This window comes from Hymenobacter lapidiphilus (genome assembly GCF_013377885.1).
Taxonomy (GTDB): domain Bacteria; phylum Bacteroidota; class Bacteroidia; order Cytophagales; family Hymenobacteraceae; genus Hymenobacter; species Hymenobacter lapidiphilus.
Genome location: NZ_JABKAU010000055.1, coordinates 1 through 21,550, shown reverse-complemented (window position 1 = coordinate 21,550; position 21,550 = coordinate 1). Strand labels below are relative to the sequence as shown.

General features: G+C 54.8%; 32 protein-coding genes and 2 pseudogenes. All 34 read left to right on the top strand.

Annotated elements, in window-relative coordinates; translation table 11 throughout:
- The first annotated feature begins 110 nt into the window (after positions 1-110).
- Positions 111-533 (top strand): 30S ribosomal protein S12, encoded by a 423-nt coding sequence (gene rpsL / locus HW554_RS18790; RefSeq protein ID WP_092738480.1) that lies wholly within the window; start codon positions 111-113, stop codon positions 531-533.
- Between the two features lie 86 nt (positions 534-619).
- Entirely contained in the window at positions 620-1,087 is a 468-nt protein-coding gene (rpsG, locus tag HW554_RS18785; RefSeq protein WP_019946177.1) for a 30S ribosomal protein S7, read from the top strand.
- 100 nt (positions 1,088-1,187) lie between these two features.
- The gene (fusA, locus tag HW554_RS18780) at positions 1,188-3,332 is read left to right on the top strand and encodes an elongation factor G (RefSeq protein ID WP_176910069.1); all 2,145 of its coding nucleotides are present in this window, start codon (positions 1,188-1,190) and stop codon (positions 3,330-3,332) included.
- Positions 3,333-3,353: 21 nt separating this feature from the next.
- Positions 3,354-3,659 carry a 30S ribosomal protein S10 gene (gene rpsJ / locus HW554_RS18775; protein WP_019946175.1) on the top strand — a complete coding sequence of 102 codons (306 nt, stop codon included), beginning with the start codon at positions 3,354-3,356 and terminating at the stop codon, positions 3,657-3,659.
- Positions 3,660-4,024: 365 nt separating this feature from the next.
- On the top strand, positions 4,025-4,645 hold the full coding sequence (gene rplC, locus HW554_RS18770) for a 50S ribosomal protein L3 (RefSeq protein WP_176910068.1): 621 nt from the start codon (positions 4,025-4,027) through the stop codon (positions 4,643-4,645).
- A gap of 9 nt (positions 4,646-4,654) precedes the next feature.
- Positions 4,655-5,293, top strand: coding sequence for a 50S ribosomal protein L4 (gene rplD, locus HW554_RS18765; RefSeq protein ID WP_116939105.1), 639 nt, complete (start codon positions 4,655-4,657; stop codon positions 5,291-5,293).
- Positions 5,293-5,580 carry a 50S ribosomal protein L23 gene (gene rplW / locus HW554_RS18760; RefSeq protein WP_019946172.1) on the top strand — a complete coding sequence of 96 codons (288 nt, stop codon included), beginning with the start codon at positions 5,293-5,295 and terminating at the stop codon, positions 5,578-5,580. The genes rplD and rplW overlap by 1 nt, the downstream gene beginning before the upstream one ends.
- Before the next feature lie 37 nt (positions 5,581-5,617).
- Positions 5,618-6,445, top strand: coding sequence for a 50S ribosomal protein L2 (rplB, locus tag HW554_RS18755; protein WP_176910067.1), 828 nt, complete (start codon positions 5,618-5,620; stop codon positions 6,443-6,445).
- 3 nt (positions 6,446-6,448) lie between these two features.
- Positions 6,449-6,727 carry a 30S ribosomal protein S19 gene (gene rpsS, locus HW554_RS18750; RefSeq protein ID WP_088462464.1) on the top strand — a complete coding sequence of 93 codons (279 nt, stop codon included), beginning with the start codon at positions 6,449-6,451 and terminating at the stop codon, positions 6,725-6,727.
- Between the two features lie 2 nt (positions 6,728-6,729).
- Positions 6,730-7,077: pseudogene (gene rplV / locus HW554_RS18745) on the top strand (50S ribosomal protein L22); the annotation flags it as partial.
- A gap of 140 nt (positions 7,078-7,217) precedes the next feature.
- On the top strand, positions 7,218-8,090 hold the full coding sequence (gene rpsC / locus HW554_RS18740) for a 30S ribosomal protein S3 (RefSeq protein ID WP_176897710.1): 873 nt from the start codon (positions 7,218-7,220) through the stop codon (positions 8,088-8,090).
- A gap of 39 nt (positions 8,091-8,129) precedes the next feature.
- On the top strand, positions 8,130-8,555 hold the full coding sequence (gene rplP / locus HW554_RS18735; RefSeq protein WP_116939101.1) for a 50S ribosomal protein L16: 426 nt from the start codon (positions 8,130-8,132) through the stop codon (positions 8,553-8,555).
- Positions 8,555-8,770 carry a 50S ribosomal protein L29 gene (gene rpmC, locus HW554_RS18730; RefSeq protein ID WP_317170909.1) on the top strand — a complete coding sequence of 72 codons (216 nt, stop codon included), beginning with the start codon at positions 8,555-8,557 and terminating at the stop codon, positions 8,768-8,770. Before rplP ends, rpmC begins: the two co-directional genes overlap by 1 nt.
- Before the next feature lie 2 nt (positions 8,771-8,772).
- Positions 8,773-9,066 (top strand): 30S ribosomal protein S17, encoded by a 294-nt coding sequence (rpsQ, locus tag HW554_RS18725; protein WP_092767976.1) that lies wholly within the window; start codon positions 8,773-8,775, stop codon positions 9,064-9,066.
- A gap of 1 nt (position 9,067) precedes the next feature.
- Positions 9,068-9,436, top strand: coding sequence for a 50S ribosomal protein L14 (gene rplN / locus HW554_RS18720; protein ID WP_116939099.1), 369 nt, complete (start codon positions 9,068-9,070; stop codon positions 9,434-9,436).
- 2 nt (positions 9,437-9,438) lie between these two features.
- Positions 9,439-9,684: pseudogene (gene rplX, locus HW554_RS18715) on the top strand (50S ribosomal protein L24); the annotation flags it as partial.
- Positions 9,685-9,710: 26 nt separating this feature from the next.
- Positions 9,711-10,271 (top strand): 50S ribosomal protein L5, encoded by a 561-nt coding sequence (gene rplE / locus HW554_RS18710; RefSeq protein WP_116939098.1) that lies wholly within the window; start codon positions 9,711-9,713, stop codon positions 10,269-10,271.
- Positions 10,264-10,533: a 30S ribosomal protein S14 gene (gene rpsN / locus HW554_RS18705; protein WP_092738469.1), complete on the top strand. Its 270-nt coding sequence runs from the start codon at positions 10,264-10,266 to the stop codon at positions 10,531-10,533. Before rplE ends, rpsN begins: the two co-directional genes overlap by 8 nt.
- A gap of 266 nt (positions 10,534-10,799) precedes the next feature.
- Positions 10,800-11,198 carry a 30S ribosomal protein S8 gene (gene rpsH / locus HW554_RS18700; RefSeq protein WP_088462454.1) on the top strand — a complete coding sequence of 133 codons (399 nt, stop codon included), beginning with the start codon at positions 10,800-10,802 and terminating at the stop codon, positions 11,196-11,198.
- A 20-nt stretch (positions 11,199-11,218) separates the two neighbouring features.
- Entirely contained in the window at positions 11,219-11,773 is a 555-nt protein-coding gene (gene rplF / locus HW554_RS18695) for a 50S ribosomal protein L6 (RefSeq protein ID WP_176897702.1), read from the top strand.
- Positions 11,774-11,782: 9 nt separating this feature from the next.
- Positions 11,783-12,133, top strand: a complete 351-nt coding sequence (gene rplR / locus HW554_RS18690) for a 50S ribosomal protein L18 (protein WP_116939097.1) — start codon at positions 11,783-11,785, stop codon at positions 12,131-12,133.
- Between the two features lie 9 nt (positions 12,134-12,142).
- Positions 12,143-12,751, top strand: coding sequence for a 30S ribosomal protein S5 (gene rpsE, locus HW554_RS18685; protein WP_246285486.1), 609 nt, complete (start codon positions 12,143-12,145; stop codon positions 12,749-12,751).
- A 6-nt stretch (positions 12,752-12,757) separates the two neighbouring features.
- The gene (rpmD, locus tag HW554_RS18680) at positions 12,758-12,937 is read left to right on the top strand and encodes a 50S ribosomal protein L30 (protein WP_176897700.1); all 180 of its coding nucleotides are present in this window, start codon (positions 12,758-12,760) and stop codon (positions 12,935-12,937) included.
- A 13-nt stretch (positions 12,938-12,950) separates the two neighbouring features.
- Positions 12,951-13,394 carry a 50S ribosomal protein L15 gene (rplO, locus tag HW554_RS18675; RefSeq protein WP_019946155.1) on the top strand — a complete coding sequence of 148 codons (444 nt, stop codon included), beginning with the start codon at positions 12,951-12,953 and terminating at the stop codon, positions 13,392-13,394.
- Positions 13,395-13,408: 14 nt separating this feature from the next.
- Positions 13,409-14,722: a preprotein translocase subunit SecY gene (gene secY, locus HW554_RS18670; protein WP_176910065.1), complete on the top strand. Its 1,314-nt coding sequence runs from the start codon at positions 13,409-13,411 to the stop codon at positions 14,720-14,722.
- Between the two features lie 2 nt (positions 14,723-14,724).
- Positions 14,725-15,507, top strand: a complete 783-nt coding sequence (gene map, locus HW554_RS18665) for a type I methionyl aminopeptidase (protein WP_176910064.1) — start codon at positions 14,725-14,727, stop codon at positions 15,505-15,507.
- 7 nt (positions 15,508-15,514) lie between these two features.
- Entirely contained in the window at positions 15,515-15,733 is a 219-nt protein-coding gene (gene infA, locus HW554_RS18660) for a translation initiation factor IF-1 (RefSeq protein WP_019946152.1), read from the top strand.
- A gap of 109 nt (positions 15,734-15,842) precedes the next feature.
- The gene (gene ykgO, locus HW554_RS18655) at positions 15,843-15,959 is read left to right on the top strand and encodes a type B 50S ribosomal protein L36 (RefSeq protein ID WP_092767990.1); all 117 of its coding nucleotides are present in this window, start codon (positions 15,843-15,845) and stop codon (positions 15,957-15,959) included.
- Between the two features lie 114 nt (positions 15,960-16,073).
- On the top strand, positions 16,074-16,451 hold the full coding sequence (rpsM, locus tag HW554_RS18650; protein ID WP_019946150.1) for a 30S ribosomal protein S13: 378 nt from the start codon (positions 16,074-16,076) through the stop codon (positions 16,449-16,451).
- A 79-nt stretch (positions 16,452-16,530) separates the two neighbouring features.
- The gene (rpsK, locus tag HW554_RS18645) at positions 16,531-16,923 is read left to right on the top strand and encodes a 30S ribosomal protein S11 (protein ID WP_019946149.1); all 393 of its coding nucleotides are present in this window, start codon (positions 16,531-16,533) and stop codon (positions 16,921-16,923) included.
- Positions 16,924-16,976: 53 nt separating this feature from the next.
- Complete coding sequence (rpsD, locus tag HW554_RS18640; RefSeq protein ID WP_176897690.1) at positions 16,977-17,582, top strand: 30S ribosomal protein S4; 606 nt, start codon at positions 16,977-16,979, stop codon at positions 17,580-17,582.
- A 146-nt stretch (positions 17,583-17,728) separates the two neighbouring features.
- Positions 17,729-18,718: a DNA-directed RNA polymerase subunit alpha gene (locus HW554_RS18635; RefSeq protein ID WP_176910063.1), complete on the top strand. Its 990-nt coding sequence runs from the start codon at positions 17,729-17,731 to the stop codon at positions 18,716-18,718.
- Between the two features lie 210 nt (positions 18,719-18,928).
- Positions 18,929-19,528: a 50S ribosomal protein L17 gene (gene rplQ, locus HW554_RS18630; RefSeq protein ID WP_176910062.1), complete on the top strand. Its 600-nt coding sequence runs from the start codon at positions 18,929-18,931 to the stop codon at positions 19,526-19,528.
- A 212-nt stretch (positions 19,529-19,740) separates the two neighbouring features.
- Positions 19,741-21,550 (top strand): outer membrane beta-barrel protein (locus HW554_RS18625; RefSeq protein ID WP_176910061.1); only part of this gene is annotated, 1,810 nt, incomplete at its 3' end.

Here is a 21,550-nt window from a genome sequence, read left to right as displayed (position 1 = left end):
AGTGTCTAAAACAAACTATCTCAACTCGTTTGCTATTGCCCCGCAACTTTTCTACCTTTGCAAGCCTAATTTTTGGGAGAGAACCCTCCCTGGACAAACCAATTCCGTAAATGCCTACTATCAACCAGTTAGTACGAAAAGGCCGCGAAAAACTGACGACGAAGTCGAAGTCGCCGGCCCTCGATTCGTGCCCGCAGCGCCGTGGCGTTTGCACCCGGGTGTACACCACCACGCCCAAGAAGCCGAACTCGGCCATGCGTAAGGTTGCCCGCGTGCGCCTCACCAACGGCAAAGAAGTTAACGCTTACATCCCTGGCGAAGGCCATAACCTGCAGGAGCACAGCATCGTGCTGATCCGCGGTGGACGGGTGAAAGACCTTCCCGGCGTGCGTTACCACATCATTCGCGGTGCCCTCGATACAGCCGGTGTAAACGGCCGTACCCAGCGTCGTTCGAAGTACGGTGCCAAGCGTCCCAAGCCCGGTCAGGCAGCCGCGGCCGCTAAAGGTGCTCCCGCAAAGAAGAAAAAGTAATTGAAGCCGGGTGAGGTAGTGCGAAGTGCTGGATAGCACATGGTTCTTATCCCACTTTCCCGCTACAGCAACCCAATTCTACTCTCATGAGAAAGTCAAAACCAAAGAAGCGCATCCTCCTGCCCGATCCTAAATACAAGGAGACGCTGGTAACCCGTTTCGTCAACTACATGATGTATGACGGAAAGAAAAACCTGGCCTACACCATCTTCTACGATGCCTGCGAGCTGGTAGAAGCCCGGACCAAGGAAAGCGGCGTGGAGATGTGGCGCAAAGCCCTCAACAACGTAATGCCGACCGTGGAGGTGAAGAGCCGCCGCGTAGGTGGTGCCACTTTCCAGGTTCCGATCGAAGTTCGCCCCGACCGCCGTATTGCGGTAGGTTCGAAGTGGCTGATTCAGTACGCTCGTCGTCGTGGTGAAAAGACCATGAAGGACAAGCTGGCTGGCGAAATCATTGCCGCTGCGAAAGGTGAAGGTGCTGCCGTCAAGAAGAAAGACGACACCCACCGGATGGCTGAGGCCAACAAGGCCTTCTCGCACTTCCGTTTCTAAGCCGATGAATGAGCGAATGTGGGCTTGAGAACAGATTCAGTAACTGAACTATTCAATCGCCGCATACATTCACTGATTCACTCATTCACTTATCGACCCAATGGCTGTAAATAAAGAACTGCAATACCTCCGGAATATCGGGATTATGGCGCACATCGATGCTGGTAAAACCACCACGTCGGAGCGCATTCTCTACTATACCGGCAAAACCCACAAAATCGGGGAGGTTCACGACGGTGGCGCCACGATGGACTGGATGGAGCAGGAGCAGGAGCGGGGTATCACCATTACCTCGGCTGCTACTACTACCTTCTGGAACTACCCAACTGACTCCAATGGCGATTCGGTTGAGAGCACCAAGCAGTACAAAATCAACCTGATTGACACCCCCGGCCACGTGGACTTCACGGTGGAGGTGGAGCGCTCCTTGCGCGTGCTCGACGGCGCTGTGGCGTTGTTCTGCGCTGTATCGGGCGTTGAGCCCCAGTCAGAGACCGTATGGCGTCAGGCTGACAAGTATAAGGTGCCCCGCATCTGCTTCGTCAACAAGATGGACCGTGCCGGTGCCGACTTTTTCAAGGCCGTTGCTGAAATCAAGGAGAAGCTGGGTGCTAACCCCGTGCCACTTCAGATTCCAATTGGCGCTGAAGATACCTTCAAGGGCGTAGTTGACCTGCTCACTGGCAAAGCCATTGTATGGGACGACGCTACCCAAGGCAAATCGTTCAGCGAAATCCCCGTTCCCGAGGATTTGGTGGAGACGGTGGCCGAGTGGCGCCAGAAACTCATCGAGAGCGTAGCCGAGTATGACGACGCCCTGCTCGAGAAATTCTTTGACGACCCGGACTCCATCACCCGTGAGGAAATGATGGTCGTTATCCGCCAAGCGGTTATCGACATGAAGTTCTCGCCCGTAATGTGCGGCTCGGCCTTCAAGAACAAGGGTGTACAGACGATGCTGGACGGCGTAATGGCCTACCTGCCCTCGCCGCTCGATATGCCCCCCATTATCGGTAAACACCCCGATACAGAGGCAGAAATCGAGCGTCACCCCGACAACTCGGAGCCCTTCACGGCCTTGGCCTTTAAGATTGCTACTGACCCCTTCGTGGGCCGTCTGTGCTTCTTCCGCTGCTACAGCGGTGTGCTCGAAGCTGGTTCGTACGTACATAACAACCGTACGAATAAGAAGGAGCGTATCTCGCGTTTGATGCAGATGCACTCCAATAAGCAGAACCCTATCGAGCGTATCCAAGCCGGCGACATTGCTGCCGGCGTGGGTTTCAAAGACATCAAAACCGGCGATACGCTGAGCGACGAGAAGCACCCTATCGTGCTTGAGTCGATGTCGTTCCCTGAGCCGGTTATTGGTTACGCCATCGAGCCCAAGACGCAAGCCGACGTGGACAAGATGGGCATGGCCATTGCCAAGCTCGTGGAAGAAGATCCTACCTTGGTGGTACAGACCGACCCCGAAACGGGTCAGACTGTTCTCAAGGGCATGGGCGAGCTTCACCTTGAAATTATCATCGAGCGCATGCGCCGCGAGTTCAAGGTGGAAATCAACCAAGGTGCTCCTCAGGTTGCCTACAAAGAGGTACTCACCAAAAATGTTGAGCACCGTGAGACGTACAAGAAGCAAACCGGTGGTCGCGGTAAATTCGGCGACATCCAGTTTGAACTTGGTCCGAAAGTAACCGATCCGGAGAAGCCAGGTCTGGAGTTCGTGAACGATATCTCGGGTGGTGTAATCCCCCGCGAATTCATTGCACCAATTCAGAAAGGCTTCGAAGAGGCTATGAAGAATGGTCCGTTGGCAGGCTTCCCAATCGAGGGAATGCGCGTCCGTCTGTTCTTCGGTTCCTTCCACGACGTCGACTCGGACGCCCTGTCGTTCGAACTCGCCGCCCGTGGTGGTTTCCGCGAAGCCGGCCGTCAGGCTGGTCCACGACTGCTCGAGCCAATTATGGCTGTTGAAGTTGTTTCGCCGGATGAGTATACAGGTTCAGTAACCGGCGACCTGAACCGTCGTCGGGGTCTGATGAAAGGCATGGACACCAAGGCGGGTGCCAACGTTATCAAGGCTGATGTTCCGCTGTCGGAGCTGTTCGGCTACGTAACCTCGCTGCGTACGATTACGTCGGGTCGGGCTTCGGCTTCGCTCACGTTCTCGCACTACGATCAGGTGCCAAACAACCTTGCTGAAGCCATCATCGCCAAGCAGAAGGGCAACGCTATTCGCTAACCCGCTTTCACTCAAATCGACATGAATCAGAAAATTCGCATCAAGCTCAAATCCTACGACCACAACTTGGTGGACAAATCGTCGGAGAAGATTGTGACGGCGGTGAAGGCTACGGGCGCTATCGTTAGCGGTCCGATTCCCCTGCCCACTAAAAAGGAAAAATTCACCGTGCTCCGTTCGCCCCACGTGAACAAGAAGAGCCGGGAGCAGTTCCAGCTCTGCACTTACAAGCGCCTCGTGGATATCTACTCGACTTCGTCGAAGACCGTAGATGCCCTGATGAAGCTGGAGTTGCCTAGCGGTGTTGATGTTGAAATCAAAGTCTGAGGACCAGATTTCCGTTAGCTAAGTAATTGAAAATGCCCCACTGTCTCTTCGGAGCCGGTGGGGCGTTTTTATGTTTTGGGGTGACGGAAGCGCGGCAGGGGGGCAAAATAGGCTGTTATCCTGATTGAAGCGAAGAACTTGATCAGGTAAGCGCCAGTCACCAATCCAATGCATCCTTACGTTGCAAGGTACTTCGCTTCATATAGGATCAGACAGAGTGCGTTTGACGAGGCTAACTATCTAACTCTGAAAATATTTCGGACCCACCCTAGATATTCCGGCTACAAATTCCTAGCTTTGCACTCCATTTGCGAAAATGCCACGCGGGCGTTTTCGAGTGTGTCTTTTTTTAAAACCCCAATTGAATGCCTGGCATCATCGGTAAAAAAATCGGTATGACAAGCCTCTTCACTCCGGACGGGAAGAACATTCCCTGCACGCTCATTGAGGCGGGTCCGTGCGTAGTGACGCAGGTTAAGACCATCGAAACGGACGGCTACCTAGCCATCCAACTCGGTTACGGCGAGAAAAAAGCGAAGAACACGACCAAGCCTTTAGCTGGTCATTTCGCTAAAGCCGGAACCACTCCCAAGAAAAAACTCGTTGAGTTCCGCACCGACGACGCCGCCAACTTTGCTGCTGGCAGCGAAATCAACACGTCGCTTTTCGCTGAAGGCGAATTCGTAGATGTTGTTGGAACTTCGAAGGGTAAGGGTTTTCAGGGCGTTGTAAAGCGCTACAACTTCGCCGGTGTTGGTGGCCAGACTCACGGTCAGCACAACCGAGCTCGTCACCCCGGCTCCATCGGTGCCTGCTCGTGGCCTTCGCGCGTATTCAAAGGAATGCGTATGGGTGGCCGCATGGGCAACGACCGGGTGAAAGTGCAGAACCTGAAGGTTATGCGCATTGTAGCCGACAAAAACCTCATCGTGGTGAGCGGCTCGATTCCCGGTGCCAAGAACTCTTTCGTGGTCCTGGAAAAATAACCTAGTAAGATGGAACTGTCAGTAATCAACATCAAAGGCGAAGACACCGGCCGTAAGGTTACCCTGTCCGACGCCATCTTCGGCCTCGAGCCGAACGAGCACGTGATGTACCTCGACGTGAAGCAGTATCTGGCCAACCAGCGCCAGGGAACGCACAAGTCGAAGCAGCGCAACGAAGTGCACGGCACTACCAAGAAGCTGAAGAAGCAGAAAGGTACGGGCGGTGCCCGAGCCGGCTCCATGAAGTCGGGCGTATTCGTAGGTGGTGGCCGCATGTTCGGTCCCCAGCCCCGCGACTACGGCTTCAAACTCAACAAGAAAACCAAGCGTCTGGCCCGCCTGTCGGCTCTCTCGACTTTGGCTCAGGACGGCAAGGTATCGGTAGTGGAGAACATCACCATGTCGGCCGTCAAGACCAAGGACTTCGTCGCCATCATGGCCGGTCTGAAGCTGAACAACGGCAAGAAGACGCTGCTCGTAACGGGCGCGGTTGAAAAGAACGTAGTCCTGTCGGCCCGCAACATTCAGCGCGTGAGCGTAGCTACTCCGGTGGCTCTCAACACACACGATCTGCTGAACACCGATACGCTTTTGTTGTCGGAGGATGCGCTGACGGCATTGGAACAACTCTATACCACTGCTGAGTAATGAGCATTCTGAAAAAACCCATCGTAACGGAAAAGGCGACTAGCCTTAACGACAAAGGACAGTATTCCTTCGACGTAGCCATCGATGCCAACAAGGTGCAGATTAAGAAGGAGATTGAGCAGCTGTACGGCGTAACAATCACCAGCATCAGCACAATGCGCACCATTGGCAAAGTGAAGTCCAAGTTCACCAAAGGCGGCTCCATCTCGGGTCGTCGGCCCCACGGCAAAAAGGCCGTGGTAACCGTGAAAGAAGGCGACATCATCGACTTCTACAGCGGCCTGTAAGCCAGTTTATCTCCCGCCAAAAGTTTAAGCAAGAGTAATGGCACTCAAAAAACTAAGACCAACATCACCGGGTCAGCGCTTCCGCATCGCCCCGGCCTTCGACGAGCTAACTGCGTCGACGCCGGAGAAGTCGCTGTTGGCACCTCTCAAAAACTCCGGTGGCCGTAACAATTCGGGTAAAATGTCGAACCGCTACATTGGCGGCGGACACAAAGCCCGTTACCGTATCGTCGACTTCAAGCGTGACAAGGCCTCTGTGCCTGCTACGGTGAAGACGATTGAGTACGACCCCAACCGCACCGCCCGTATTGCCCTGTTGCAGTACGCCGATGGTGAGAAGCGTTACATCATTGCTCCGGCCGGTCTGGCTGTGGGTACGATAATCGTTTCGGGTACGGGAGTGGCCCCTGAGGTAGGCAATGCCCTGCCCCTGCGCGAGATTCCGCTTGGTACTATCGTACACGCCATTGAGTTGCAGCCTGGTGCTGGAGCTGCCATGGCTCGTTCGGCTGGTACCTATGCTCAGCTCGTAGCCCGCGAAGACCGTTACGCTACCCTGAAGCTGCCTTCCGGCGAAATGCGCATGGTACTGGTTACCTGCATGGCTACGGTTGGTACCGTTTCCAACGGCGACCACATGAACGTTCGCTTGGGCAAAGCCGGCCGCAACCGCTGGTTGGGTCGTCGCCCACGTGTTCGTGGTGTAGCCATGAACCCTGTCGATCACCCAATGGGTGGTGGTGAAGGCAAGTCGTCGGGTGGTCACCCACGCAGCCGTAACGGTATCTTCTCGAAAGGGCAGAAAACCCGTAACAAGAACAAGTATTCCGAGCAGCTCATCGTCAACCGTAAAGGCAAGAAGTAAGCAATGGCACGTTCACTAAAAAAAGGGCCGTACATTGACTTCCGGCTCGAGAAGAAAGTAACGGCAATGGAAGAATCCGGCAAAAAGTCGGTGGTGAAGACTTGGTCTCGCCGCTCGATGATTTCGCCCGACTTCGTTGGCCACACGTTCGCTGTTCACAACGGCAATAAGTTCATCCCGGTGTATGTCACGGAGAACATGGTAGGCCACAAACTCGGTGAGTTTGCCCCGACCCGGAACTTCCGCGGCCATATCGCCAAGAAAGATAAAGGCAAGCGCTAATTATGGAAGCAGTAGCTAAACTCCGGAACGTGCCCACCTCGCCGCGCAAGATGCGCTTGGTGGCCAACCTGGTCCGCGGTCAGAAAGTGACCCGTGCCCTCGGCCTGCTGAAGTTTGAGGCCAACTCGGGTGCTCCCCGTATCGAAAAGTTGCTCCTGTCGGCCCTGGCCAACTGGCAGCTTAAGAACGAGGACGAGCGCATCGAAGATGCCAATCTCTACATCAAGGAGATTTTCGTGGATGAAGGCCGCATGCTGAAGCGTCTGCGCCCCGCCCCTCAGGGTCGTGGTCACCGCATCCGCAAGCGTAGCAACCACGTGACGCTGATCATCGACTCGAAAGTTGAGCCGCTCGGTAGCAAAGCTGCCGCTCAGCAAGCTGCCGAGACGAAGGGCACTGAGGCTTCGGCCGATGCAGCTCCTAAGAAGACCTCGCGTCGCAGCACCAAGAAATCAACTGAAACCAAGGCAGAAGCCACCGCATAAGCACTATGGGACAGAAAGTAAATCCGGTTGGCTTCCGTCTGGGCGTCATCAAAGGATGGGACTCGAACTGGTACGGCGGCAAGGACTTTGCCGACAAGCTGGTTGAAGACGAGAAGATCCGCAAATACATCAACGCTCGTATTCCAAAAGGTGGCATCAGCCGCATTGTAATCGAGCGCACGCTCAAGCGCGTGACCATTACCATTAACACTGCCCGTCCGGGCGTAGTGATTGGTAAAGGCGGTGCCGAGGTGGACAAAATCAAGGACGAACTGAAGCAGATCACCGGCAAAGACGTTCAGATCAACATTTTCGAGATTAAGCGTCCTGAACTGGACGCCAAACTGGTAGGTGAGAGCATCGCCCAGCAGTTGGCTGCCCGGATTTCGTTCCGTCGCGCCATGAAGATGTCGATCCAGGCTGCTATGCGTGTTGGTGCCGAAGGCATCAAGATTCAGTGCGGTGGTCGTTTGGGTGGTGCTGAAATCGCCCGCTCCGAGCAGTACAAGGAAGGTCGTACGCCGCTGCACACGTTGCGCGCTGACATCGACTATGCCCTGTCGGAAGCTCAGACGGTATATGGCAAGATCGGCATCAAGGTGTGGATCATGCGCGGTGAGGTGTTCGGCAAGCCCGATCTTTCGCCAAACCAGCAGCCTGCTAACGCTCAGGGTGGCGACAGCCGCAACGACCGTGGTCCGCGTGGTGAGCGTGGCCCACGTCGCGACCGGAACGACCGGGGTGGTGACAGCCGTGGTGGTGACCGGGGCGGCGACAGCCGCGGCGGTGGAGCCGGTGGTCAGCGTCGGGGTCCAGGTGGACCGGGTGCTGGTGGTGCCGGTGGTGCCAACCGTGGCGGTGGCGCACCGCGTCGCTAGTCCTCTCCCTTTCTCTCGAATTTTAAGACAGTATATCTCATGTTACAACCGAAAAGGACCAAGTATCGCAAGATGCAAAAGGGTCGCATACATGGCTTAGCCCATCGCGGCAGCTCCATCGACTTCGGTTCGTTCGCTATCAAGTCGCTGGAACAAGCGTGGATTACGGCTCGCCAGATTGAGGCTGCCCGTATCGCCATGACCCGCGCCATGAAGCGCGAAGGTCAAGTATGGATCCGCATTTTCCCCGACAAGCCAATTACCAAGAAGCCTGCTGAAGTGCGGATGGGTAAGGGCAAGGGTTCGCCCGAGTATTGGGTGGCCTGCGTGAAGCCGGGCACCATCATGTTCGAATCGGACGGGGTGACGCTGGAAGTAGCTCAGGAGTCCCTGCGCCTTGCGGCCCAGAAGCTGCCGGTGCGGACGTCGTTTGTTGTTCGTCGTGACTACGTAGAAAGCAAGTAATGATGAAGAACGCCGATATCCGTAACCTCTCGCTAGAGGACCTCAAAAATCAATTGAAGACCGAGCAGACCTCGGGCCAGACCATGCGCTTCGCGCACGCCATCTCGCCGTTGGAAAATCCGCTCCGTCTGAAGCAAGCCCGCAAAAATGTCGCCCGTCTGCTGACTGAGTTGAAGCGTCGCGAAAACGAGCAGGCTACAAACACTGCTAACTAACGATGGCAAACAACGAAGAACAGCAGGGCACTGCCGCCACCACTGAGCGGAACCTGCGCAAAGAAATCATCGGCCGTGTAACCTCTTCCAAGATGGACAAGTCCATCACGGTGATGGTGGAAAGCAAGATGAAGCACCCGATTTACGGTAAGTTCGTTACCAAGTCGACCAAATTCATGGCCCACGACGAGAACAACGAATGCGGTGAAGGCGACACGGTGCGCATTATGAGCACTCGCCCCCTCAGCAAGCTGAAGCGGTGGAGACTGGTTGAAATTCTAGAACGCGCCAAGTAAGATGATACAGCAAGAATCCCGTCTGACCGTCGCTGATAACAGCGGCGCCAAAGAAGTTCTTTGCATTCGTGTCCTCGGTGGCACGGGCAAGAAGTACGCCAGCGTAGGCGACAAGATTGTCGTTTCGATTAAGTCGGCCATTGGCTCCGGCAATGCAAAAAAAGGCACGGTTTCCCGCGCTGTTGTAGTGCGCACGAAGAAGGAAGTTCGCCGTAAGGATGGCTCCTATATTCGTTTCGACGACAACGCCGCCGTGCTGCTCAACAATAACGACGAGCCGCGTGGTACGCGCATCTTCGGCCCCGTAGCCCGCGAGCTGCGTGAGCGCCAGTTTATGAAGATTGTTTCGCTAGCTCCTGAAGTTATCTAATCATGGCAACGAAAAAAGCTACGCCTACGAAACTGCACGTAAAAACCGGCGACACCGTTCTGGTGATTGCCGGCGACGAGAAAGGCAAAACCGGCACTATTAAGTCGGTTAACCGTTCTACCCAGCGTGTCATCGTGGAAGGCCTGAACCTGGCAACCAAGCACAACAAACCTAGTGCGAAGAACCCCCAGGGCGGCATCACCAAGATCGAGGCCCCGATTCACGTGAGCAACGTGAAGCGTGTGGACTCGGCTAACGCCTAACCGCTCCCGACATGGCTCGTTTCAAAGAGAAATATAACAACGAAGTAGTACCCGCGCTCCAGGAGAAATTCCAGTTCAAGAGCATCATGCAGGTACCACGTATCACCAAAATCTGCATTAACCGCGGCATTGGCGCGGCAGTTGCCGATAAGAAGTTGGTGGATAACGGAGTGGACGAACTGACCATCATTACCGGTCAAAAGGCTGTTCCAACTATCGCCAAGCGTTCGGTATCGAACTTCAAGCTGCGTGAGGGCATGCCCATCGGCGCCCGCGTAACCCTGCGGGGAGAGCAGATGTACGAATTCCTTGACCGTTTGCTGACTATTGCCCTTCCCCGGGTACGTGACTTCAAAGGTATCAACGATAAAGGCTTCGATGGCCGGGGTAACTACACCCTGGGCGTGAAGGAGCAGATCATTTTTCCGGAGATTTCGATTGATAAGATCAAGTCGATTGCTGGCATGGACATCACCTTCGTGACGTCGGCCGAAAACGACGAGCAGAGCTACGAATTGCTCAAGGCTTTCGGAATGCCATTCGCCAACGCTAAGAAAGAAAACAATGGCTAAGGAGAGCATGAAAGCACGGGAGCGGAAGCGTATTGCTACCGTTGCCCGTTACGCCGAGAAGCGCAAGGCCCTGAAAGCGGCCGGCGACTACGAAGGCCTTGACAAACTGCCGCGTAATGCGTCGCCCGTGCGTTTGCACAACCGCGACAAAATCGACGGCCGTCCTCGTGGGTACATGCGTAAGTTCGGCATCAGCCGGGTACGCTTCCGCGAAATGGCTCTCGCCGGTAAAATTCCCGGCGTAACCAAGTCGAGCTGGTAAGTCAGCTTAGTATCGAGTAGCTGGTGTTGAGTATTGGGAGGAGGTTCAGTGGCCAATCAGGGTTTCGCTGTAAATAGTCCCACTACTCAACACCGATTACTCCATGCTAGAATAATTTGGCAGGTTGCCGAAAGAAACCATTGGCCGAGCTTCAATAAGCCGAGCCGAGTAGTCTTAACCGAAAATTTCGTTACCACTTTCCGTGGCGGCGAAATTTTCCTATCTTTGCGGCTCCCTAAAAAAGGGCGCTTCATTTTTACAATCGAATGAACACAGATCCAATTGCCGATTACCTAACCCGGGTACGCAATGCCATCAAGGCAAACCATCGGGTGGTGGAAATTCCGGCCAGCAACATCAAAAAGGAGATTACGAAGGTGCTCTACAAAAAGGGCTACATTCAGAGCTACCGTTTTGACGATGCTGCCGTGCAGGGTACGATTAAAATCGCCCTCAAATACAACCCCACCACGAAGGTGCCGGCTATTACTAAGCTGCAGCGCGTGAGCTCGCCCGGCCTGCGCCAGTATGCGCACGTTGGCAACATGCCCCGCGTACTCAGCGGCCTCGGCATTGCCATTCTCTCTACGTCGAAAGGTGTAATGACGGAGAAAGAGGCGAAGGCGGAGAACGTGGGCGGCGAAGTGCTGTGCTACGTTTACTAATCTGAAAGGAAACAGAAACTATGTCACGCATTGGTAAACTGCCCATCAGCCTGCCCGACAACGTGCAGATTGAAGTGAGCAAAGACAACAACGTAACCGTGAAGGGCCCTAAAGGCACTCTGGTAGTTCCTGTAGACCGCGATATTAACGTGGCTACTGAGGACGGCCAATTGCTGGTAACCCGCCCTACGGAGCAGAAGCGCCACAAGGCCATGCATGGCCTATACCGCTCGCTGCTGAACAACGCTATTGATGGCGTGAGCAATGGCCTCGAAAAGAAGCTGGAGCTGGTAGGTGTAGGTTACAAAGCTGCTATGGCTGGCACCACCCTAGAGTTGTCGTTGGGCTACTCGCACAACATCTTCCTGGCTCTGCCAGCCGAAGTAACCGCTACGGCTGTTACCGAAAAAGGTAAAAACCCCATCGTTACCCTCACCAGCATTGATAAGCAGTTGCTGGGCCAGGTAGCCGCAAAGATTCGCTCGTTGCGCAAAGTTGAGCCCTACAAAGGCAAAGGCGTGCGTTTCGTGGGTGAGCAGATTCGTCGTAAGGCTGGTAAAACAGCTTCGAAATAATAACGCACCATGGCTTTCGATAAAGCAACTAGAAGAAAACGGATCCAGCGCATCATCCGCACTAAGGTGGCTGGCACGTCCGAGCGTCCGCGTTTGTCGGTGTTCCGCAGCAATACGGGCATTTATGCTCAGATTATTGACGACACTACCGGCCACACGTTGGCGTCTGCTTCCTCGAAGCACGTTTCGGTGGAAGGGGGCAACGGAGTCGCCCTCGCCGCCGCAGTCGGCAAAGAGCTTGCCGTCCGTGCTACTGGAAAAGGAATTTCGAAAGTGGTATTTGACCGTTCCGGTTACCTCTACCACGGCCGCGTAAAATCATTGGCAGAAGGAGCTCGCGAAGGCGGCCTCAATTTCTAATCTATCCTCATGGCAGAATTTAACAACGGCCCTCGGGGTGGTGGTAACGACCGCGGCGGCAATGACCGTCGGGGTGGTGGCAATGACCGTAAGGGCGGCAACGACCGCAACAAAGACAACGATTCGCGCACCGGCGACTCTGACCTGAAAGAGAAAGTAGTTGCTATCAACCGCGTTGCCAAAGTGGTGAAAGGTGGTCGTCGCTTCAGCTTCTCGGCCATCGTAGTGGTAGGTGATGGTAACGGCACTGTAGGTTACGGCCTCGGCAAAGCCAACGAAGTAACCGACGCCATTGCTAAAGGCATTGACGATGCGAAGAAGAATTTGGTGAAGGTGCCGCTGTACAAGCACACCGTTCCTCATAAAATGGAAGGCAAGTACTCGGGTGGTTTCGTGCTGGTTCAGCCGGCTGCCGCTGGTACGGGTGTAATTGCGGGCGGTGCTATGCGTGCCGTGTTCGAAAGCGCTGGTATCAAAGATGTACTGGCTAAGTCGAAAGGCTCGTCGAACCCCCACAACGTGGTGAAAGCGACCTTTGATGCCCTGCTGAAAATGCGCGACCCCATGCAAATTGCTCAGGCTCGTGGCATTACCCTCGCTCAAGTTTTTAACGGTTAAGAGACGATGGCGCAGATCCAAATTAAACTCGTAAGAAGCGTTATCGACCGCCCCGAGCGTCAGAAGCGTACCGTGCAGGCATTGGGCCTCGGCAAAATGAACAGCACTCGGACTGTGGAAAACACAACCGAAATTGCTGGCATGATCAAAGCCGTTCAGCACCTGTTGGAAGTAACCGAACTCTAGGAATTTCCCGAACATGAATCTCAGCAATCTCCAGCCCGCCATTGGCTCCACCCGCAATGTAAAGCGCGTGGGTCGTGGTACGGGTTCCGGCCGCGGCGGCACATCGACGCGTGGTCACAAAGGTGCCAAGTCCCGCTCGGGTTACTCCAAGAAATCGGGCTTCGAAGGTGGCCAGATGCCTCTGCAGCGTCGGGTGCCTAAGTTTGGCTTTAAGAACATCAACCGCATTGAGTACAAGGCTGTCAATCTTGACGTGCTGGCTGCTCTGGCGGAAGGTGGTGCTACCACTTTCGACGCGGCCTACTTCGTAAATGCCGGTCTGGCTTCGAAGAGCGCCAAAATCAAAGTTCTGGGTCGCGGTGAAATCACCACGGCGCTGGAAGTACACGCCCACGCATTCTCGAAGTCGGCTGTTGAGGCCATCGAGAAGGCAGGTGGAAAAGCAGTGACGCTTTAAGCATCAAAGCAGCAATGAAAAAACTTATCGAGTCGATAAAGAATGTATTTGCGATTGAGGATCTGCGTACGCGGATTCTCAATACGCTTTTTTTCATTGCCATCTACCGGCTAGGTTCCTTCGTGGTGCTACCGGGTATTGATCCTACTCGCCTCGACACTGGCCAAGGGGGTGTATTAGGTATTCTCGACACGTTGCTGGGTGGGGCTTTTAGCCACGCATCCATCTTCGCGTTGGGTATCATGCCTTATATTTCCGCTTCCATTGTATTGCAACTGCTGACTATTGCAGTGCCTTACTTCCAAAAATTGCAAAAGGAAGGAGAGTCGGGCCGTAATAAAATCAGTCAGTACACGCGTATCCTTACGATTCCCATTGTGGCAGCGCAATCGGTCGGCTTTATTGCCACCATTAATGCGGAAGCTATTATGAATCCGGGTGTTTTCTTTACCGTCTCGACGGCTCTTATCGTCACGGCCGGAACTTTGTTCTGTATGTGGCTGGGAGAGAAAATAACCGATAAGGGTATCGGCAACGGCATTTCGATGCTAATCATGATTGGTATTGTGTCGCGCCTACCAGGTGCTTTGATTGGAGAAGCTACAGCGCGCTCGATGCGTGGTTCGTTGATCTTTCTGATTGAAATGGCTGTGCTGTTCTTGGTTGTAATGGCTGTTATCATCCTCACACAGGCTGTGCGGCAGATTCCGGTTCAGTATGCAAAGCAAGTAGGTGGAGCGGCTTCCTTGAGTTCACAGCGCCAGTACATCCCGATGAAGGTAAATGCGGCCGGTGTAATGCCGATCATTTTTGCTCAGTCGTTGATGTTCGTACCGGCTATTGCAGCTTCGGCTTGGAATAAGGACAGTGAGGCTGCTACTATGATCGGTACTTGGTTCCAGCCCAATCACGTCGTTTACAACGTTGTGTTCGGGCTGCTCATTGTAGTGTTTACTTACTTTTACACGGCTATCAGTGTCAATCCCAACCAGATTGCGGATGACCTAAAACGTAGTGGCGGGTTTATCCCCGGCGTGAAGCCTGGCCGTGATACGTCAGAATTCATTGATGAAGTACTGACTCGTATCACACTGCCTGGAGCCGTAGCACTGGCCATCATTGCTATTCTTCCTGCCATAGCCACTGTTGCTGGCGTAACCGGTCCTTTTGCCCAATTCTACGGCGGTACTTCGCTCATCATTATGGTGGGTGTGGTACTTGATACCATGAACCAGGTGAAGAGCTACTTGCTCATGCGTCGTTATGACAGCATGATGAAGACTGGCAAGACCCGGGGCCGCTCGCAAAACATTGCTCTCGCTTCGTAAAAATGATTTTTTACAAAACCGAGGAAGAGATTGACTTGATGAAAGCCAGCGCGAAAGTGCTGGCTCAGGCCCACGGAGAAGTGGCTAAGTTGATCGGGGAAGGGATTACTACCCGGGCGCTGGATCAGCGAGCGGAAGAATTCATCCGCGACAATGGAGGTCTACCTTCTTTTAAAGGTTATAACGGTTTCGAGTACAGCCTCTGCATATCGCCTAACGCGGTAGTGGTACATGGTTTCCCGGGCGATTACGTGCTGAAAAGCGGCGACATCGTTTCGATTGATTGTGGTGTACAACTCAACGGTTATCATTCCGACAGTGCATATACCTATCCAGTAGGGGAGGTGGCACCGGAGGTTTTGGCTCTGTTGGATGAAACTAAAAAGTCACTCTACTTAGGTATAGAGCAGGCCATAGCAGGCAACCGCCTCGGCGACGTGAGCTACGCTATCCAGAATTACGTGGAGAAGCAGGGTTACGGTGTTGTGCGTGAGTTGGTCGGCCACGGTATCGGACAGAAGCTCCATGAGCGGCCGGAAGTACCCAACTACGGTAAACGTGGGTCGGGCCTTAAGCTGCAAAGTGGACTAACGTTGGCTATTGAGCCGATGGTTAATCTCGGTACGAAAAGCGTAGTTCAAGAAAAGGATGGCTGGACTATCCGCACCAAGGATTTCAAGCCCTCGGCGCACTTTGAACACACCATAGTTGTTCGCAAAGACAAGGCAGAAATTCTGACTTCCTTTGATTACATAGAAAAAGCCTTACAAGCAAAAACCTTATAGTAGCCATATGGCCAAACAAACTTCCATTGAGCAGGACGGTACCATCCTGGAAGCCTTATCCAACGCCATGTTCCGCGTGGAGCTGGAAAACGGGCACCAACTGATTGCCCACATTTCGGGCAAGATGCGGATGCACTACATTAAAATTCTGCCGGGAGATAAGGTGAAACTCGAAATGTCGCCCTACGATTTATCGAAGGGCCGTATCGTGTACCGTTACAAGTAAGGGTGTGGGGTACTTGGGTCCGGGGAACTGGGTTGATGTTCAACCAGGTTGTTCGGCTTCCCTCGCAAACTCAGACCCTCCGAACCTCAGACCCTAACAACTCACTAACATGAAAGTAAAAACGTCCATCAAGAAGCGTAGCGCCGATTGCAAGATTATTCGTCGCAATGGTAAGCTTTACGTAATCAATAAGAAGAACCCCCGCTTCAAGCAGCGTCAGGGATAATTATTGGAAATTGGGGTCTTTGGAGCATGGCAGCTTGCTGTGTGTTCTGACAGCCGGAGCTAACCAGCAGCGGAACCCCAAGACCCTAACTCGCCAACAACCCAAACTCATCACATGGCTCGTATTGCAGGGGTAGACATCCCAGACAACAAGCGCGGCGAAATCTCGCTGACCTACATTTTCGGTATTGGCAAAGCTTCGGCTCAGCAAATCCTTTCGAAAGCAGGCGTAGACCTGAACAAGAAAGTGAAGGACTGGACGGAAGAGGAAGCCGGCGAAATTCGTAGCATCATCGCCAGCACTTACAAAACCGAAGGCGTTCTGCGTTCGGAGGTACAGCTCAACATCAAGCGGCTCATGGACATCGGTTGCTACCGTGGTCTGCGTCACCGTAAGGGTCTGCCCGTTCGTGGTCAGCGCACCAAGAACAACTCGCGTACCCGTAAGGGCAAGCGCAAGACGGTTGCTGGTAAGAAAAAAGCCACTAAATAATCTGTAGCGGGAATCAGGCCGATGGGTTGCGAAAAGCTTTCAGCCTAACACCTTCCGCAGTAATTTTTGCGATAACCAAATGGCACAGAAAAGAAAAGACAAAGCCAAGAAGCGCGTTGTCGTTGTTGAGCCCGTAGGGCAGGTCCATATTAAGGCCTCTTTCAATAACATCATCATCTCCATCACCAACAACAATGGCCAGGTTATTTCCTGGGCTTCGGCTGGTAAGATGGGATTCCGGGGTTCGAAGAAGAACACTCCTTACGCCGCCCAAATGGCGATGTCGGATGCCGGTAAAGTTGCCCATGACTTGGGTATGCGCAAGGCAGAGGTGTTCGTGAAGGGTCCGGGTGCGGGCCGCGAGTCGGCTATCCGGACGCTGGGTAATGTGGGCATTGAGGTGACGACCATTAAGGACGTAACCCCGCTTCCCCACAATGGCTGCCGCCCTCCTAAGCGCCGTCGCGTTTAGTTTGCACCACGCTGGCTTCGGCCGCGCCCCCTTCAACCCCCAACAAATCCGAAATGGCACGTTATACTGGTCCTAAAACCAAGATTGCCCGTCGCTTCAATGAGCCGATTTTCGGCCCAAGCAAGGCACTCACCAAGAAAGCATACCCTCCTGGTCAGCATGGCCGTGGTCGTCGTAAGAAGCAAAGCGAGTACGCTATCCAGCTGATGGAGAAGCAGAAAGTGAAGTACATGTACGGCATGCTCGAGAAGCAGTTTGAGAACCTGTTCCACAAGGCTGCAGCTGCTCCCGGTATCACCGGCGACAACCTGCTGGCTGCGCTGGAGTCGCGCCTCGACAACACGGTGTACCGTTTGGGCATTGCCCCTACGCGTCGCGCCGCCCGTCAGCTGGTGTTGCACAAGCACATTACCGTGAATGGTGAGATTGTGAACATCGCTTCGTACAAAATGCGCGCTGGCGACATCGTTGCCGTTCGCGAGAAGTCGAAGTCGCTGGAGGCCATCACTACGAGCCTGAGCGCCCGCAATGCCCGCGCTTACGCATGGCTGGAGTGGGATGGCAAGGACATGGTGGGCAAGTTCCTCAATGCTCCTTCGCGCGAGCTGATTCCGGAGAACATCACGGAGCAGCTCATCGTCGAACTGTACTCGAAGTAATAAACGAAGCGGCCCGGACGCCCGGGCCGCTCGTTTGCTTCGCTGCTTTTTTATTGAATTCAGGTATTAGGTATTGGGTGACAGGCACTGCAAACGCATCCTTTTACCTGATACCTTTTACTCAATTTTAACAAACCGCCCCACTTATGTCAATCTTAGCTTTTCAAATGCCGGAGAAAGTGGTGATGGAGAAATCCGACGACTTCTACGGCACGTTTGAATTCAAACCGCTTGAGAAAGGCTACGGCGTCACGATCGGCAACGCACTGCGCCGCATCCTGCTGTCGTCGCTGGAGGGCTACGCCATCACCTCGGTGCGCACCAATAGTGTGCTGCACGAGTTCATGACCATTGAAGGTGTGCTGGAAGATATGTCCGAAATCATCCTCAACCTGAAGCAGATTCGCTTCAAGAAGGTGAGCGATGCTATTGAGGACAAAATCACGGTTCGCATCAAAGGCCAAGATTCATTCAAGGCTGGCGATATCAATAACTTTACCAACGGCTTCCAGGTACTGAACACCGACCTGATCGTGTGCCATGTTGATCCCGGAACGGAACTCGAGTTTGAGTTCACGATCCAGAAGGGCCGTGGCTATGTACCGGCCGAGGAGAACAAGCCATTGGACCAAGTATTTGGTCAGATTGCCATCGACGCCATCTTCACGCCTATCAAGAACGTGAAGTACAGCGTGGAAAACACCCGAGTGGAGCAGAAGACCGACTATGAGAAGCTCGTTATCGAGATTCACACCGACGGCTCTATCCATCCGGAGGAGGCGCTGAAAGGAGCCGCCAACATTCTGATTCAGCACTTCATGCTGTTCTCTGACAGCACGATGACCTTCGAAACGGTGAAAGCCGAGGAGGAGGAAATTGTGGACGAGGAGACGCTGCATATGCGCAAGGTGCTGAAGACGCCGCTGGCCGACATGGACCTGAGCGTGCGTGCCTACAACTGCCTCAAGGCCGCCGACATTAAGAGCCTCGGTGATTTGGTGCAGCTCGATATGGCCGACATGATGAAGTTCCGCAACTTCGGTAAGAAGTCGCTCACGGAGTTGGAAAACCTCGTGGAGGAAAAGGGCCTGACCTTCGGGATGGACCTGGGTAAATACAAGCTCGACGAAGAATAGCGTTTAAGCGCAAGAATGTGCTGTCGGTGAAACGGGTGCTTTGGCACAATTCACGGCAGCACATTTTTTGTGTCTGACTATTGCGTACATTTGCAGACTTTTTCACTTTTCTCATAGTACGCCCCCGGGGTAGCGGTTCTAATGAGAAAGCAGCCGTAAGGCGCTTTCCGCCGTGGTCGTTGCCCGCAAGCGTACCTTTTTCTTTTTTTTATGCGTCACGGTAAATCTTTCAACCATCTCGGCCGCACCACCTCGCACCGCCACGCGATGCTGGCCAACATGGCTAACTCGCTCATCCTGCACAAGCGCATCACGACTACGGTAGCCAAGGCTAAGGCCCTGCGCCAGTACGTGGAGCCCCTGCTGACCAAAGCCAAAAACGACACAACGCACTCGCGCCGCCTCGTTTTCTCGAGCCTGGGCCAGAAGGAGGTGCTGAAGGAACTGTTTGATAACGTTGCGGCTAAAATTGCCGGCCGTCCAGGCGGCTACACCCGCATCATTAAGCTGAGCCAGAACCGCCTTGGTGACAACTCGGAGATGTGCGTTATTGAGCTGGTTGACTTCAACGACACGATGCTGGAGGCTAAAAACGCCGGCGAAGCCAAGGCTACTACCCGTCGTTCGCGTCGCGGTGGCAAGAAGGCTGACGCTACCACTACCGAAGGCGATTCGTCGGCTGAAGTAGTTGCCGAAGCTAAGCCCGCCAAGAAGGCCAAGGCGGCTACCACGGAGGTTTCGGCCCCCGAGGATACCGAAACGGAGACGCTGAAGGATGGCGAAACCCGTGAGGAGAAGGCTGCCGAGTAATCAGCCCTGCTTGCCAGATTTGAAGAAGGCTCGCCGTTTGGCGGGCCTTTTTTTGTGGGGTAATTTGTGGGGTAATTTGAAGGACAGCTGTTGCACTCATGCCGGGTTTGCCAGGCTTCATCGGGAATTTGCGGGGCTTCAAAAAGTAAGCGTTCAGTTGGCGGGCTGATTGGGCGTGGTTTGGGTATCCATTTACCCTGAAGCCTACTGCCATGAAAGCGCTTTTCTCTCTACTACTAATGCTGCTGGCGCTACCAATGGCCGCTCAACAGCTGACCCCAACGGCCGTAAGCGGTCGGGTAATCGATAATAATGGGCAGGCGGTGCCGTTCGCTTCGGTGGTGCTACGGCAACTGGCCGACTCGGCCGTGGTGCAGGCTATCCAGGCGTCGGAGACGGGGCGTTACCAACTGCCAGGAGTGCCGGCGGGACGCTACCGGGTGCAGGTTTCGGCGGTGGGATACGGCAGCGGCCGGAGTGCGGAGTTTGCTGTAGCAACCAAGGCGATGGTAGTGCCGGATGTTCGGCTGGCCGTGGCGGCCCAGGTGCTGGATGAGGTGCGGGTGGTGGGGCAGAAGCCGCTGCTGGAAATGACGGCGGGTAAGCTGGTGGTTAACGTGTCGGGTAGCCTTACGGCCGGCGCCACCGCCCTGGAAGCCCTGGAAAAAGTGCCGGGCCTGCTGGTGCTCAACAACCGGATTGTGCTGGCCGGGCAGGAGGGCGTACTTATTCAGATTGATGGCCGGACTACCCAGTACACCGATGTGGTGGGCGTGCTGAAAGACTTTCCGAGCAGTACCATTGAGCGGATTGAGGTAATCACCCAGCCAGGAGCGACCCGCGACGCCGCCGGCACGGCGGGCATCATCAACATCATCCTGAAAAAGAACACCGACTTAGGCACCAACGGTACGCTAACGACCAATGCAGCCTACGGACGCTTTGCCAAGGCCGGCGCCCTGCTCGACCTTAACCACCGGGCCGGACCGCTGAATGTGTTCGGGACGGCCAGCTACAACTACCGCCACACCTACGAGCAACTGAACACGGCGCGGCTGGATACTCGAACCGGCATCCGCTACGAGCAGCAGAGCTACCAGCCGCGACTAACCCAGGCGCCCACGTTTCGGGTGGGGGCCGATTACCGCCTGCCCCGCCGCCAGATCGTGGGCGTGCTGCTGAATGCTTACCTCAACCGCACCCAGCTGAATGCCCAAAGCAGCACCCTGGCCGACAACGGCGTAAACGTTTTCACGGATAACAACACTGCCCGAAACACCAACTCGTACGCTGGCAACCTCAACTACAAAATACTGCTCGACACGCTGGGCCGCGAACTGACCGCCGACGTGGACTATTCGCGCTACACTGCCGGCAGCCTGGGCCTGCTAACCAACCAAGTGCGCGTGGGCGACGTGCGCCGGCAGCAGGACCTGCGCAACGACCAGCAGACACGCATCGGGTTGGCTTCGGCCAAAGCAGACTACCGGCAGCCGCTTAACGCTACCACCAACTTGCTGCTGGGTGCGAAAGTCAGCCGGGCAACTATCGAGAGCCGGCTGGACCTGGCGGGCGGGGGGGTGGAGCAGCGCAACCAGTTTGGCTATACTGAAAGCATTGGGGCGGCCTACGTTCAGGCGGAGGGCAGGAGCCTGGGCCTGACTTGGCAAGCGGGTTTGCGGGGTGAGTACACGCTGGCCAACGGTACGGCGGCCAGCAGCATCCGGCGGCGCTACGGGCAGCTGTTTCCGAGCGTTAGTCTGGACAGGCCGCTGACCAAAGTGCTGGGTGCGAACCTGGCCTACAGCCGCCGCATCGGGCGGCCCAGCTACCAGGATTTGAACCCCAATCTGGTGTACCTCGACCCCTACACCTCGCAACGCGGCAACCCTTTGCTCACGCCCCAGTTCACGGGCAACTACAAGCTGGCCCTCACCTACCAGAAGCAGCCGTTCTTCATCCTGGGCTACAACCGCACCCGCGACGCCATCAGCCTGGTAACGGCCACCGAGGATAGCACTA

Coding starts and splice junctions, on each gene's coding strand:
- rplF (WP_176897702.1), top strand. CDS start 11,219: ATGTCACGCATTGGTAAACTGCCCATCAGCCTGCCCGACAACGTGCAG.
- ykgO (WP_092767990.1), top strand. CDS start 15,843: ATGAAAGTAAAAACGTCCATCAAGAAGCGTAGCGCCGATTGCAAGATT.
- rpsE (WP_246285486.1), top strand. CDS start 12,143: ATGGCAGAATTTAACAACGGCCCTCGGGGTGGTGGTAACGACCGCGGC.
- rpsK (WP_019946149.1), top strand. CDS start 16,531: ATGGCACAGAAAAGAAAAGACAAAGCCAAGAAGCGCGTTGTCGTTGTT.
- rpsL (WP_092738480.1), top strand. CDS start 111: ATGCCTACTATCAACCAGTTAGTACGAAAAGGCCGCGAAAAACTGACG.
- fusA (WP_176910069.1), top strand. CDS start 1,188: ATGGCTGTAAATAAAGAACTGCAATACCTCCGGAATATCGGGATTATG.
- rpsQ (WP_092767976.1), top strand. CDS start 8,773: ATGGCAAACAACGAAGAACAGCAGGGCACTGCCGCCACCACTGAGCGG.
- rpsJ (WP_019946175.1), top strand. CDS start 3,354: ATGAATCAGAAAATTCGCATCAAGCTCAAATCCTACGACCACAACTTG.
- rplR (WP_116939097.1), top strand. CDS start 11,783: ATGGCTTTCGATAAAGCAACTAGAAGAAAACGGATCCAGCGCATCATC.
- rpsS (WP_088462464.1), top strand. CDS start 6,449: ATGGCACGTTCACTAAAAAAAGGGCCGTACATTGACTTCCGGCTCGAG.
- rpsH (WP_088462454.1), top strand. CDS start 10,800: ATGAACACAGATCCAATTGCCGATTACCTAACCCGGGTACGCAATGCC.
- rpsD (WP_176897690.1), top strand. CDS start 16,977: ATGGCACGTTATACTGGTCCTAAAACCAAGATTGCCCGTCGCTTCAAT.
- rplW (WP_019946172.1), top strand. CDS start 5,293: ATGAGCATTCTGAAAAAACCCATCGTAACGGAAAAGGCGACTAGCCTT.
- rpsG (WP_019946177.1), top strand. CDS start 620: ATGAGAAAGTCAAAACCAAAGAAGCGCATCCTCCTGCCCGATCCTAAA.
- rpmC (WP_317170909.1), top strand. CDS start 8,555: ATGATGAAGAACGCCGATATCCGTAACCTCTCGCTAGAGGACCTCAAA.
- rplE (WP_116939098.1), top strand. CDS start 9,711: ATGGCTCGTTTCAAAGAGAAATATAACAACGAAGTAGTACCCGCGCTC.
- rplB (WP_176910067.1), top strand. CDS start 5,618: ATGGCACTCAAAAAACTAAGACCAACATCACCGGGTCAGCGCTTCCGC.
- rplO (WP_019946155.1), top strand. CDS start 12,951: ATGAATCTCAGCAATCTCCAGCCCGCCATTGGCTCCACCCGCAATGTA.
- HW554_RS18635 (WP_176910063.1), top strand. CDS start 17,729: ATGTCAATCTTAGCTTTTCAAATGCCGGAGAAAGTGGTGATGGAGAAA.
- infA (WP_019946152.1), top strand. CDS start 15,515: ATGGCCAAACAAACTTCCATTGAGCAGGACGGTACCATCCTGGAAGCC.
- rplC (WP_176910068.1), top strand. CDS start 4,025: ATGCCTGGCATCATCGGTAAAAAAATCGGTATGACAAGCCTCTTCACT.
- rpsM (WP_019946150.1), top strand. CDS start 16,074: ATGGCTCGTATTGCAGGGGTAGACATCCCAGACAACAAGCGCGGCGAA.
- rpmD (WP_176897700.1), top strand. CDS start 12,758: ATGGCGCAGATCCAAATTAAACTCGTAAGAAGCGTTATCGACCGCCCC.
- rpsN (WP_092738469.1), top strand. CDS start 10,264: ATGGCTAAGGAGAGCATGAAAGCACGGGAGCGGAAGCGTATTGCTACC.
- rplD (WP_116939105.1), top strand. CDS start 4,655: ATGGAACTGTCAGTAATCAACATCAAAGGCGAAGACACCGGCCGTAAG.
- rplP (WP_116939101.1), top strand. CDS start 8,130: ATGTTACAACCGAAAAGGACCAAGTATCGCAAGATGCAAAAGGGTCGC.
- map (WP_176910064.1), top strand. CDS start 14,725: ATGATTTTTTACAAAACCGAGGAAGAGATTGACTTGATGAAAGCCAGC.
- rpsC (WP_176897710.1), top strand. CDS start 7,218: ATGGGACAGAAAGTAAATCCGGTTGGCTTCCGTCTGGGCGTCATCAAA.
- rplQ (WP_176910062.1), top strand. CDS start 18,929: ATGCGTCACGGTAAATCTTTCAACCATCTCGGCCGCACCACCTCGCAC.
- secY (WP_176910065.1), top strand. CDS start 13,409: ATGAAAAAACTTATCGAGTCGATAAAGAATGTATTTGCGATTGAGGAT.
- rplN (WP_116939099.1), top strand. CDS start 9,068: ATGATACAGCAAGAATCCCGTCTGACCGTCGCTGATAACAGCGGCGCC.